The organism is Streptomyces sp. NPDC002386, from assembly GCF_053593175.1.
The window spans coordinates 233,969-245,584 of record NZ_JBSFBX010000007.1; the positions used below are offsets into that span (position 1 = coordinate 233,969).

The 11,616-nt window shown below is 73.3% G+C and carries 10 protein-coding genes; 8 read left to right on the top strand and 2 right to left on the bottom strand.

What is annotated here, in order from left to right; genetic code table 11:
* The first annotated feature begins 55 nt into the window (after nucleotides 1-55).
* The 5 genes from ACWCPN_RS16640 (at nucleotide 56) to ACWCPN_RS16660 (ending at nucleotide 6,324) form a co-directional block, all read left to right on the top strand.
* Complete coding sequence (locus tag ACWCPN_RS16640) at nucleotides 56-190, top strand: hypothetical protein (protein WP_392293332.1); 135 nt, start codon at nucleotides 56-58, stop codon at nucleotides 188-190.
* A 2-nt stretch (nucleotides 191-192) separates the two neighbouring features.
* Complete coding sequence (locus ACWCPN_RS16645; RefSeq protein ID WP_451206418.1) at nucleotides 193-2,346, top strand: RiPP maturation radical SAM C-methyltransferase; 2,154 nt, start codon at nucleotides 193-195, stop codon at nucleotides 2,344-2,346.
* A 100-nt stretch (nucleotides 2,347-2,446) separates the two neighbouring features.
* Nucleotides 2,447-3,670 (top strand): arginine deiminase, encoded by a 1,224-nt coding sequence (locus ACWCPN_RS16650; protein ID WP_451206421.1) that lies wholly within the window; start codon nucleotides 2,447-2,449, stop codon nucleotides 3,668-3,670.
* A 63-nt stretch (nucleotides 3,671-3,733) separates the two neighbouring features.
* A complete protein-coding gene (gene argF / locus ACWCPN_RS16655) occupies nucleotides 3,734-4,741 on the top strand; it encodes an ornithine carbamoyltransferase (protein ID WP_451206423.1) in 1,008 nt (335 codons plus the stop codon).
* Nucleotides 4,742-4,878: 137 nt separating this feature from the next.
* Nucleotides 4,879-6,324 (top strand): amino acid permease, encoded by a 1,446-nt coding sequence (locus tag ACWCPN_RS16660; protein WP_365127824.1) that lies wholly within the window; start codon nucleotides 4,879-4,881, stop codon nucleotides 6,322-6,324.
* Here ACWCPN_RS16660 and ACWCPN_RS16665 read toward each other — a convergent pair.
* Nucleotides 6,284-6,736 carry an ATP-binding protein gene (locus tag ACWCPN_RS16665; protein ID WP_451206426.1) on the bottom strand — a complete coding sequence of 151 codons (453 nt, stop codon included), beginning with the start codon at nucleotides 6,734-6,736 and terminating at the stop codon, nucleotides 6,284-6,286. The two genes, ACWCPN_RS16660 and ACWCPN_RS16665, sit on opposite strands and share 41 nt — an antisense overlap.
* 315 nt (nucleotides 6,737-7,051) lie before the next feature.
* Here ACWCPN_RS16665 and ACWCPN_RS16670 point away from each other — a divergent pair, with 315 nt between their 5' ends.
* The 3 genes from ACWCPN_RS16670 to ACWCPN_RS16680 all read left to right on the top strand — a co-directional run bounded on the left by ACWCPN_RS16670 (nucleotide 7,052) and on the right by ACWCPN_RS16680 (nucleotide 10,767).
* Complete coding sequence (locus tag ACWCPN_RS16670) at nucleotides 7,052-7,879, top strand: enoyl-CoA hydratase family protein (RefSeq protein ID WP_365127821.1); 828 nt, start codon at nucleotides 7,052-7,054, stop codon at nucleotides 7,877-7,879.
* A 5-nt stretch (nucleotides 7,880-7,884) separates the two neighbouring features.
* Nucleotides 7,885-10,224: a bifunctional salicylyl-CoA 5-hydroxylase/oxidoreductase gene (locus ACWCPN_RS16675; protein WP_451206429.1), complete on the top strand. Its 2,340-nt coding sequence runs from the start codon at nucleotides 7,885-7,887 to the stop codon at nucleotides 10,222-10,224.
* 138 nt (nucleotides 10,225-10,362) lie between these two features.
* Complete coding sequence (locus ACWCPN_RS16680) at nucleotides 10,363-10,767, top strand: hypothetical protein (protein WP_451206653.1); 405 nt, start codon at nucleotides 10,363-10,365, stop codon at nucleotides 10,765-10,767.
* Nucleotides 10,768-10,777: 10 nt separating this feature from the next.
* Here ACWCPN_RS16680 and ACWCPN_RS16685 read toward each other — a convergent pair whose 3' ends face one another.
* The gene (locus tag ACWCPN_RS16685) at nucleotides 10,778-11,605 is read right to left on the bottom strand and encodes a PaaX family transcriptional regulator (protein ID WP_451206433.1); all 828 of its coding nucleotides are present in this window, start codon (nucleotides 11,603-11,605) and stop codon (nucleotides 10,778-10,780) included.
* Nucleotides 11,606-11,616 lie beyond the last annotated feature (11 nt).

Here is an 11,616-nt window from a genome sequence, read left to right on the forward strand (position 1 = left end):
ACCGTCACGGAATGCCCTTGTGCCGCACACACATCTGTCCATATGGTGGACGGCCGTGCGGCACAGGGGTGTTCGCGCCGCGCCGGGATGCGGAGGAGCAGGCGACGTGGAGATCAAGAAGGTCGTGGTCCGCGAGGACCGGAGCACCGACCGCCGGCCGGCCATCCTGGAGAAGCGGCCGACCCGCTGAGCATGCGCGTCCACCTGGTCACGATGCCCTGGCATCCGCTGGACCTGCCCTCGCTGCAACTGGGCCTGCTGAACCGGCTGGTGCGGCGGACCCGCCCGGCCGACGAGGTCATGGAGTTCCACGGCTCGCTGCGCTGGGCGGAGTTCCTGCTGGAGCGCTCCGGGGGCCGGCTGCGGCCGGGCGACTACGTGTCGGTCGGCAGCGACGCGATCTTCCACGGCCTCGGTGACTGGGTCTTCTCCGGGGTCCTGTACCAGGACCCCGCGTGGGGGCTGGCCCGGCTGCGGGAGTACGCGGCCGCCCGGGACGTGCCCGTGGACACCGCCGTCGCCATGCGTCCGTACGCGGAGGCGTTCGTCGCCGCCTGCGCGGCGGAGATCCTGGCGGCCGGGCCGGACGTCGTCGGGTTCACCACCACCTTCATGCAGAACGTGTCCTCGCTGGCGCTGGCCCGGGAACTCAAGCGGCTCCGGCCCGGGCTGACCGTCGTCTTCGGCGGCAGCAACTGCGACGGACCCATGGGCCGCGCCCTGCACCGCAACCATCCCTTCGTCGACCACGTGGTCCGCGGCGAGGCCGAGTACGCCTTCCCGGCCCTGCTGCGCCACCTAGACGAGGGCACCGCGCCCGCCGACGTGCCCGGGGTGTGCTGGTGGGACGGTCCGGTGCCGCGGGCCAACCCCGGGACCCGGCGGACCGTGGCGCCCGCCGACATCCCCTCGCCCGACTACGACCAGTGGCAGGCCGCCCTGGACGCCTCGGCGGTGAAGGAGTTCGTCCATCCGAAGCTGGTGGTCGAGGGCGCCCGGGGCTGCTGGTGGGGCGAGAAGCACCACTGCACGTTCTGCGGGCTCAACGGCTCCGCCATGGCGTTCCGCGCCAAGCCGGGGGAGCGGCTGTGGGCGGAGACCGCCGGGCTGGTCCGCCGCCACCGCCTCCTCGACGTGGTCACCGTCGACAACATCATGGACATGTCCTACTTCCGCGACTTCCTGCCGCGGGCCGCCGGCAGCGGCTGGGACCTGCGGATGCACTACGAGGTCAAGTCCAACCTCACCGCCGGCCAGCTCCGGCTCCTCGGCGAGTCCGGCACGGTGCACATCCAGCCCGGTATCGAGAGCCTGGGCAGCCGGGTCCTGGACCTCATGGACAAGGGCGTCACCGGCGCCCGCAACGTCCGCACCCTGCGCGAGTGCGAGAACCACGCGCTGACCTGCTCCTGGAACCTCCTCTACGGCTTCCCCGGCGAGACGGCGCCCGACTACGACGCCGTCGTGGACCAGCTCCCCGCGCTGGTCCACCTCCAGCCGCCGAGCGGCGCCCACCGCATCCAGCTCGAGCGCTTCAGCCCCCACTTCACCGACCCGGCCCTGGGCTTCGCGAAGCGCCGCCCGGCCGAGATGTACCGGCACGTCTACGACCTGCCCGAGGCCGAACTCGCGGATCTGGTCTACCTGTTCGACACCGAGGACGCGGGTATCACCGGTCCGGCCGAGCGGCGGCTCGAGGCGGCGGTCGCCGAGTGGCGGGCCGGCCACGCGCACTCCCGGCTGCTCTTCGATGAGGCCGGCGCGGACCTGCTGGTCCACGACCGGCGGCACGGCCGGCCGCCCGCCGTCCACCGCTTCACCGGCTGGCGGGCCGGGGTCCTGCGCCGGCTGGAGGACGGCCGTACCGTCCCCGCCCTGCACCGGCTGCTCACCGCGGACGGCCACGAGGTGACGGCCCGGGCCCTCGACGACTGGATCCGGCACGCGCTCGGCCTGGGCCTGCTCTTCCGCGACGGTGCCACCGTCGTCTCCCTGCCCACCTGGGGCGAGCCGGTCCGGGTGTCCGAGTCCGGCGCGGTCAGCGGGCCGGCGGACCCGGCGGCCCCCGGCCCCGGCGCCCTCTACCACCGGCGCGGCCCCGGCTTCGTCACCGTGATGGACCGCAGGGAGCCCGGACAGGCGGTCCGGCTCACCCTCGACCACCCCGATCTCCTCGCCGCCTTCGACCTCCTCGAGGAGCCCACGCCGCTGGACGCGCTGGACCCCGCGCAGCGGGCGGCCGTCGACCTGCTCGCCGCCGAGCGGCTGGTGCGGGTCGCAGGCGGCCGCGCGGTCACCCTGCCCCCGCGCGTCGGCCGCTGGCCGGTGCCCTGCACCGCGATCTGAGCCCTCCGGCCCGCCCTTCTCGTCCGAGGGACGAAAACGGGAAGAGGCGGAAACGGTCAAGAAGAGCGTGAAGGCGGGCGCCGGTGGCCAGGATGGAGGCATGGCATACCACGTCCACTCCGAGGCCGGACGGCTTCGCCGGGTGATCCTGCACCGGCCCGACCTCGAGCTCAAAAGGCTCACCCCCAGCAACAAGGACGCCCTGCTCTTCGACGACGTGCTCTGGGTGCGCCGGGCGCGCGCCGAGCACGACGGGTTCGCGGACGTCCTGCGCGACCGGGGGGTCGCCGTCCACCTCTTCGGCGACCTGCTCACCGAGACCCTGGAGCTCCCGGCGGCCCGCGCCCTCGTCCTGGACCGCGTCTTCGACGAGAAGGAGTACGGTCCCCTCGCCACCGGCCACCTGAGGGCCGCCTTCGACGCGATGGGCTCCGCCGAGCTGGCCGAGGCGCTGGTCGGCGGCATGACCAAGCGGGAGTTCCTGGACGGTCACGCGGAGCCCGCCTCCGTCCGCTTCCACGTCATGGACCTGGACGACTTCCTGCTCCGCCCGCTGCCCAACCACCTCTTCACCCGGGACACCTCGGCCTGGATCTACGACGGCGTCTCCATCAACGCCATGCGCCGGCCGGCCCGGCAGCGCGAGACGGTGCACTTCGAGGCGATCTACCGGCACCACCCGCTGTTCCGTGACGAAACGTTCCATGTGTGGTCCCGGGGGCAGGCCGACTACCCCTCCACCATCGAGGGCGGCGACGTCCTGGTGATCGGCAACGGTGCCGTCCTGATCGGCATGAGCGAGCGCACCACCCCGCAGGCGGTGGAGATGCTGGCGCACAAGCTGTTCGCCGCGGGCTCCGCGCACACCATCGTCGCGCTCGACATGCCCAAGCGGCGGGCCTTCATGCACCTGGACACGGTGATGACCATGGTCGACGGCGACACCTTCACCCAGTACGCCGGGCTCGGCATGCTGCGGTCGTACACCATCCAGCCGGGCGACGGGGAGCGGGAGCTCAAGGTCACCGACCATCCGCCCGAGCACATGCACCGCGCCATCGCCGCCGCCCTGGGCCTCGGCGAGATCCGGGTGCTCACCGCCACCCAGGACGTGCACGCCGCCGAGCGCGAGCAGTGGGACGACGGCTGCAACGTGCTCGCCGTCGAACCGGGCGTCGTCATCGCCTACGAGCGCAACTCCACCACCAACACCCACCTGCGCAAACAGGGCATCGAGGTGATCGAGATCCCGGGCAGCGAGCTGGGGCGCGGCCGGGGCGGGCCGCGGTGCATGAGCTGCCCCGTGGAACGGGAGCCTGTATAGAAATGTGGGACGTCGTATAGACTTCCAATAGTCCCGAGTAACCCGTACCCCTGGAGCGCCCCCATGGCGACTGTCCCGACCGCCCTCGCCGGCCGCCACTTCCTCAAGGAGCTGGACTTCACCGAGGCAGAGTTCCGCGGCCTGGTCGAGCTGGCCGCGGAGCTGAAGGCGGCGAAGAAGGCCGGGACCGAGACCCAGTACCTGCGCGGCCGCAACATCGCGCTGATCTTCGAGAAGACCTCGACGCGCACCCGCTGCGCGTTCGAGGTCGCCGCCGCCGACCAGGGTGCCACGACGACGTACCTCGACCCGGCCGGCTCGCAGATCGGGCACAAGGAGTCGGTGAAGGACACCGCCCGCGTCCTCGGCCGGATGTTCGACGCGATCGAGTACCGGGGCGACAGCCAGGCCAAGGTCGAGGAGCTGGCCGCGTACGCCGGCGTGCCCGTCTACAACGGGCTCACCGACGAGTGGCACCCCACCCAGATGCTGGCCGACGCGCTCACCATGGCCGAGCACGGCACCCGGCCGCTGCGCGAGACCACCCTCGCCTACCTCGGCGACGCCCGCTTCAACATGGGCAACTCCTACCTGGTCACCGGCGCCCTGCTCGGCATGGACGTACGGATCGTCGCCCCGAAGTCCTACTGGCCCGCCGAGGAGGTCGTCGACCGCGCCCGCGAGCTGGCCGAGACCAGCGGCGCCCGGATCACCCTCACCGAGGAGATCGCCGAGGGCGTCGCGGGCGCCGGCTTCGTCGCGACCGACGTCTGGGTCTCCATGGGCGAGCCCAAGGCGGTCTGGGACGAGCGGATCGCCGCCCTCGGCCCGTACGCCGTGACCATGGACGTCCTGCGCGCCACCGGCGACCCGGACGTGAAGTTCCTGCACTGCCTGCCCGCCTTCCACGACCTCGGCACCAAGGTCGGCCAGGAGATCCACGAGACCCACGGCCTGACCTCCCTGGAGGTGACCGACGAGGTGTTCGAGTCCGCCCACTCGGTCGTCTTCGACGAGGCGGAGAACCGGCTGCACAGCATCAAGGCGATCCTGGTCGCGACCCTCGCCTGAGCCGCCGCCCCGCGCGGACCCTTGCCCCACCCGCTTCACCAGGCCTTATCCTGAGCGGCGGCCCGGACCACCCTCTCCCGGCCGCCGCCGCGCCCCCACCCGGGCGCCCGCACCACCAGAAACGAGCACCACCCCGCATGCCCGCTCTCCGCATCAAGTCCCCGCAACTGCTCGTCGCCGAGTCCGGCGCCGACCGCGAGGGCCACGGCCTCAAGCGCACGATGGGCCTCTTCCAGCTCATCTGCTTCGGCATCGGCGCCATCGTCGGCACCGGCATCTTCGTAGGCCTCTCCGACTCCGTCGCCCAGGCCGGCCCCGCCGTGGTCGTCTCCTTCGTCCTCGCCGCGATCACCTGTGTCTTCACCGCGCTCTCCTTCGCCGAGCTGGGCGGCGCGATCCCGGTCTCCGGCTCCTCGTACTCCTTCGCCTACGCGGGACTCGGTGAGTCCACCGCGTTCCTGGTCGGCTGGTGCCTGCTGCTGGAGTACGGCGTCTCCATCTCGGCGGTCGCGGTCGGCTGGAGCGAGTACGTCAACGAACTCCTGCACAGCCTCACCGGCCTGCAGCTGCCGGCCGCGCTGTCCGCGGGGCCGGGCGACGGCGGGATCGTGAACCTGCCCGCCGTGATCGTCATCGCCATGGCGTCCGTGCTGCTGGTGCGCGGCGTGCGGGAGAGCGCCCGGGCGACCGCCGCGATGGCCGCCGTGAAGCTCGTCATCCTGCTGGCCTTCTGCGCCGTCGGCTACAGCGCCTTCAAGCACGGCAACCTGACCCCGTTCTCCCCGGCCGGCCTCGGCGGCATCGGCGCGGGCACCACCGCCGCCTTCTTCTCCTACATCGGCTTCGACGCGATCACCACGGCCGGCGAGGAGGCGAAGAACCCGCGCCGGGACATCCCCGTCGCCATCCTCGTCTGCATGGGCCTGGTCACCCTGCTCTACTGCGCGGTCGCGCTCGCCGCGATCGGCGCCATCGGCGGCAAGCAGGTCGCCGACCGGCCCGCCGCGCTGTCGTACGTCGTCAACGAGGTCACCGGCTCCGCCGTCGGCGGCGGTGTCATCGCCTTCGGCGCGGTCGTCGCCATCGCCTCCGTCGTCCTCGCCGTGATGTACGGCCAGACCCGCATCCTGATGTCGATGTCCCGGGACGGCCTGATCCCGCGCGTCTTCGAGAAGGTCTCGCCGCGCACCTCCACCCCGGTGGCGGGCACGCTGATCGTCGCGGTCGTCTTCGCGGTCCCGGCGGCCTTCGCCTCCCTGGACGCCGTGATGAACCTGTGCACCATCGGCACGCTCGCGATCATGGCCGTCGTCAACATCGCGGTGATCGCCCTGCGGCGCCGGGAGCCGGGCCTCAAGCGCAGTTTCCGGGTGCCGCTCTACCCGGTCGGACCGCTGCTCGGCGTCGGCTTCTGCCTCTACCTGATGTACGAGACCGGCTGGCGGACCTGGATCCAGTTCGCGGTGTTCCTGGTGGTGGGCCTCGGGGTGTACGCCCTCTACGGGCGGCGGCACTCCACGCTGGCCCGGGCGTCCGCCGACGTCACGCGGGACGCCGCTGACCGGGAACCACTGGCAGTCTGAACCACACCGCCTTGCCCGAGGCGGTCGGGCGGTGACCGCAGGACGAGCTGAGGGCGCGGATCAGCAGCAGCCCGCGCCCGCCCTCCTGCCAGAGGTCGGGCTCCTCGATCACCGGGCGGGTGAGATGCCCGGGCGGCGCCGGGTCCGGGTCGTGCACCTCGACCTGGCAGCCGCCCGGCCGCAGCTCCACCACCAGCTCGATCGGGCCGCGCCCGCCGGTGTGCTCCACCGCGTTGGCCACCAGCTCCGCCGTCAGCAGCTCCGCGGTGTCGCAGTCCGCCGCGTGCTCCACCTCCGCCAGGGCCGACCGGACCAGGGCGCGCGCCACGGGCACCGCCGCGGTCGTGTGCGGCAGCGCGATGCGCCAGGAGGCCGATTCGGCGGGGCGTTCGTACAAGGCGATTCCGTTCATGGAGCAGGCTGTCCTGCTTTCAACCGTGGAAATGGTACGGGCCCGGCCACGAGGACCGTCGACGGGCACCGCCCGGGGCCGCTCCGCCCCGCACCGGCGGCCTACCCGCACGGACGCCCCGCCTCGCCCCGCCGGGCCCACTGTTACGCGGCTGTGGACGACCGGTGACGCGCGTGACGGGACCGGGCCGTCCCGGAACAGGTGTCGCGCCATCGTGACGACAGTCACAAAGAGGTGATAGCTTCATGGGGTACCGCACTGTGAGGCACCACCGCAGCAACGTGAGGCACCGCCCCCTCTAGGAGGCCGCACGTCATGAGTCCCTTCACCGGCTCCGCCGCCCGCACCTCCACGTGGGAGCACCTGCGGGTCCAGCTCGACGACGGTGTGGCCACCGTCACCCTCGCCCGCCCCGAGAAGCTCAACGCCCTCACCTTCGGCGCCTACGCCGACCTGCGCGACCTGCTCGCCGAGCTGTCCCGGGAGCGGTCGGTCCGCGCCCTGGTGCTGGCCGGTGAGGGACGCGGCTTCTGCTCCGGCGGCGACGTGGACGAGATCATCGGCGCGACCCTGTCCATGGACACCGCCCAGCTCCTCGACTTCAACCGGATGACCGGGCAGGTGGTCCGGGCGGTCCGGGAGTGCCCCTTCCCGGTGATCGCCGCCGTGCACGGCGTGGCGGCGGGCGCGGGAGCCGTGCTCGCCCTGGCCGCCGACTTCCGCGTCGCGGACCCCTCGGCCCGGTTCGCCTTCCTCTTCACCCGCGTCGGCCTCTCCGGCGGCGACATGGGCGCGGCCTACCTGCTGCCCCGCGTCGTCGGACTCGGGCACGCGACCCGGCTGCTGATGCTGGGCGAACCGGTGCGCGCGGCGGAGGCCGAGCGGATCGGCCTGATCAGCGTGCCGGCGGAGGAGGGCCACACCGACCGGACGGCGCTGGAGCTGGCCCGCCGCCTGGCCGACGGACCCGCCCTGGCGTACGCCCAGACCAAGGCCCTGCTCACGGCCGAGCTGGACATGCCGCTGGCCGCGTCGGTCGAGCTGGACGCCGCCACCCAGGCGCTGCTGATGAACGGCGAGGACTACGCGGAGTTCCACGCCGCCTTCCGGGAGAAGCGGCCGCCGAAGTGGCGGGGGAGGTAGCCGCGATGACCGGCCGCCCGCTGCGCGTGGCGATCACCGGCGGAGGCCCCGGCGGGCTCTACGCGGCCGCGCTGCTCAAACGGCTCGACCCCGCCCGGGAGGTCACCGTCTGGGAGCGCAACGCCCCCGACGAGACCTTCGGCTTCGGCGTGGTCCTCTCCGACGAGACCCTGGGCGGCATCGAGCACGCCGACCCGGTGGTCTACGAGGCCCTGCGGCGCGACTTCGTCCGCTGGGACGACATCGACATCGTCCACCGGGGCACCCGCCACACCTCCGGCGGACACGGTTTCGCCGCGCTGGGCCGGCGCCGGCTGCTGGAGATCCTGCACGAGCGCTGCCGCTCCCTCGGCGTGGACCTCCGCTTCCGCGCCGGGGCGCCGCCGGCCGCCCGGCTCGCCGGGGAGTACGACCTGGTCGTCGCCGCCGACGGGGTCCACAGCGCCACCCGCGGCGCCCGCGCCCATGTGTTCCGGCCCCGGATCACCGCCCACCGCTGCCGCTACATCTGGCTGGCCGCCGACTTCGCCTTCGACGCGTTCCGCTTCGAGATCGCCGAGACCGAGCACGGCGTGATGCAACTGCACGCCTACCCGTACGCCGGCCCGTCGCCCGGCCGGCAACCCCAGGCGAGCCCCTCCGGGCCGCGGAGCCGGCCCGGCGCCTCCACCGTGATCGTGGAGATGCGCGAGGAGGTCTGGCGGGCGGCCGGGTTCGACGAGGCCGAGCCGCGGGAGTCCGTCGAGCGCTGCGCCAAGGTCTTCGCCGACGCCCTCGGCGGGAGGCCGCTGCGCTCCAACAACTCGGCGTGGACGACCTTCCGCACGGTGGTCTGCGAGCGCTGGTCCGACGGCAACGTCGTCCTCCTCGGCGACGCCGCCCACACCGCCCACTTCTCCATCGGCTCCGGCACCAAGCTCGCCGTGGAGGACGCGCTGGCGCTGGCCGCGTGCATCGAGGAACAGCCCGACGTGCCCGGCGCGCTGGCCGCCTACGAGGAGGAGCGCAAGCCCGTCGTCGCCTCCACCCAGCGCGCCGCCCGGGCCAGCCTGGAGTGGTTCGAGGACCTGGACCGCTACCTCGGCCAGCCGTCCCGCCAGTTCGCCTTCAACCTGCTCACCCGCAGCCGCCGGGTCACCCACGACAACCTCCGGCTGCGGGACGCCCACTTCACCGGGGCCGTCGAGCGCGAGTTCGGCTGCCCGCCGGGCACGCCCCCCATGTTCACCCCGTTCCGGCTGCGCGGACTGACCCTGCGCAACCGGGTCGTGGTGTCGCCCATGGACGTGTACTCGGCCGAGGAGGGCGTGCCCGGCGACTTCCACCTGGTCCACCTGGGGGCCCGCGCGCTCGGCGGGGCCGGACTGGTGATGACCGAGATGGTGTGCGTGAGCGAGCGGGGCCGGATCACCCCCGGCTGCGCCGGCCTCTACACCGGCCGGCAGGCCGAGGCGTGGCGGCGGATCACCGACTTCGTGCACCACCGGGCACCGGGTACCGCGATCGGCGTCCAGCTCGGCCACAGCGGCCGCAAGGGCTCCACCCGGCTGATGTGGGAGGGCATGGACGAGCCGCTGCCGAACGGCAACTGGCCGCTGGTGGCCGCGTCCCCGCTGCCCTACCGGCCGGGCGGACAGGTGCCGCGCGGCCTGACCCGCGCCCAGCTGACCGACATCCGGGAGCAGTTCGCCGCGGCCGCCGGGCGGGCCGCGCGGGCCGGCTTCGACCTGCTCGAACTGCACTGCGCCCACGGCTATCTGCTCTCCGGCTTCCTCTCCCCGCTCACCAACCACCGCACCGACGCCTACGGCGGTTCGCCCGAGAACCGGCTGAGGTTCCCGCTGGAGGTCTTCGACGCCGTGCGCGCGGTGTGGCCGGACGAACGGCCCATGACCGTGCGGATCTCCGCCACCGACTGGGCCGAGGGCGGCACCGGCGCCGAGGACGCGGTCGGCATCGCCCGGGCCTTCGCGGCGCACGGCGCCGACGCGATCGACGTCTCCACCGGGCAGGTGGTGGCCGAGGAGCGGCCGGAGTTCGGGCGGTCGTACCAGACGCCGTTCGCCGACCGCATCCGGCACGAGGCCGGGATCCCGGTGATCGCGGTCGGCGCGATCTCCTCCTGGGACGACGTCAACTCCCTGATCCTGGCCGGGCGTACGGACCTGTGCGCACTGGCGCGGCCGCACCTGTACGACCCGCACTGGACGCTGCACGCGGCGGCCGAGCAGGGCTACGAGGGGCCCGGCGTGGCCTGGCCCGCCCCCTACCGGGCGGGCAGCAGACGACCGCAGACCGGCCGCACGGACGCGCCGAAACCGCGGCTGTCCCTCGGCGGACGGTGACCGGGGCGACGAGGAGGAGCCGCGCGGTACCGGTCACACGCCTTCCACGCGATCCGCACGGTTCCTGAACCGCTTGTTCCGCTTCGGCTGGCTACGTTCGGCAGGTCCGTGCCGGAGACGAGAGAGACCGAGACCGCGATGAACGACACCAGGCCCCTGCCCGATCCCCCCGGATACGGCTACGGCGGCCCCCAGGCCCCGGAGCCGCTGTACGCGGAGCCCGCCCACCGGGTCGCCGGCCCCGGCCGGCCGCGCCGCGAGGACGGCTCGGGCACCCGGCGCACCGCCCTCCTCATCCACACCGTCGCCGACGTCGCGGCGGCGTTCCTGGGGCTGTGGATCCTGCTGTACCTGCTGGAGGCCAACCACGCGAACGTGTTCGTGGGGTTCGTGCGGGGCGTGGCCGACGCGCTGGCCTGGTGGTCGCAGGACATCTTCACGATGGACACGGAGAACCTCCGGGTACTGCTGAACTACGGCCTTCCCGCGGTCCTCTACCTCGCGGTCGGGCACGGCGTCGCGATGCGGCTGCGGCGCTTCTGACCCGCCGGGCTCACGTCCCCGCGGACTCCGCCCCCACGAACTCCGCCCCCGCGTCGCGCAGCCGCTCGTGCAGGCTCCGGAACACCCGCGCCGAGCGGACCCCCGGCCAGTCGGCGGGCAGCAGCCGGGCGGGCAGGCCCGGATCGGTGTAGGGCAGGTGCCGCCAGGAGTCCAGGGCCGTCAGGTAGTCCCGGTAGGCCTCCTCCGGCGGGGTGCCGGTGCGGCGCTCCCAGGCGTGCAGGACCGGCGCGTGGACGTCCAGGAAACCCTCGTGCGCCTTGGCGATCGCCGTCAGGTCCCACCAGCGGGTGACGGCCTCCCGGGTGGCGGCGAAGCCGAGGTGTTCGCCCCGGAAGAGGTCGACGTACGGGTCGAGGGCCAGGCGGCGCAGGGTGTGCCGGGTCTCCTCGTACAGCCGGGCCGGGGCGATCCACACCCCGGGCGCGGCCGTGCCGAAGCCCAGGCCGGCCAGCCGGGAGCGCAGCACGTGCCGCTTCTGCCGTTCCGACTCGGGCACCGAGAACACCGCCAGGACCCAGCCCTCGTCCTCGGGCGGAGCGGTCGCGTAGATGCGGCGGTCGCCGTCCTCCAGCAACTGGCGTGCCTCGGCCGAGAGTTCGTACCCGGCCGCGCCGGTCCGGGCGCGGGCGGGCAGCAGCAGCCCGCGGCGTTTGAGCCGGGACACCGAGGAGCGCACGGAGGGCGCGTCCACCCCGACCGCGGCCAGCAGCCGGATCAGCTCGGCGACGGGCACCGGGCCGGGCATGTAGCGGCCGTACGCGCCGTACAGCGTGACGATGAGGGACCTGGGGGCGTGCTGCTCGGACACGTTGATCATTTTAGGTCGTC

What these genes read in the sequence shown, in the direction of transcription:
- ACWCPN_RS16645 (WP_451206418.1), top strand. Translation starts at nt 193, where the DNA reads ATGCGCGTCCACCTGGTCACGATGCCCTGGCATCCGCTGGACCTGCCC.
- ACWCPN_RS16650 (WP_451206421.1), top strand. Translation starts at nt 2,447, where the DNA reads ATGGCATACCACGTCCACTCCGAGGCCGGACGGCTTCGCCGGGTGATC.
- argF (WP_451206423.1), top strand. Translation starts at nt 3,734, where the DNA reads ATGGCGACTGTCCCGACCGCCCTCGCCGGCCGCCACTTCCTCAAGGAG.
- ACWCPN_RS16660 (WP_365127824.1), top strand. Translation starts at nt 4,879, where the DNA reads ATGCCCGCTCTCCGCATCAAGTCCCCGCAACTGCTCGTCGCCGAGTCC.
- ACWCPN_RS16665 (WP_451206426.1), bottom strand. Translation starts at nt 6,736, where the DNA reads ATGAACGGAATCGCCTTGTACGAACGCCCCGCCGAATCGGCCTCCTGG.
- ACWCPN_RS16670 (WP_365127821.1), top strand. Translation starts at nt 7,052, where the DNA reads ATGAGTCCCTTCACCGGCTCCGCCGCCCGCACCTCCACGTGGGAGCAC.
- ACWCPN_RS16675 (WP_451206429.1), top strand. Translation starts at nt 7,885, where the DNA reads ATGACCGGCCGCCCGCTGCGCGTGGCGATCACCGGCGGAGGCCCCGGC.
- ACWCPN_RS16680 (WP_451206653.1), top strand. Translation starts at nt 10,363, where the DNA reads ATGAACGACACCAGGCCCCTGCCCGATCCCCCCGGATACGGCTACGGC.
- ACWCPN_RS16685 (WP_451206433.1), bottom strand. Translation starts at nt 11,605, where the DNA reads ATGATCAACGTGTCCGAGCAGCACGCCCCCAGGTCCCTCATCGTCACG.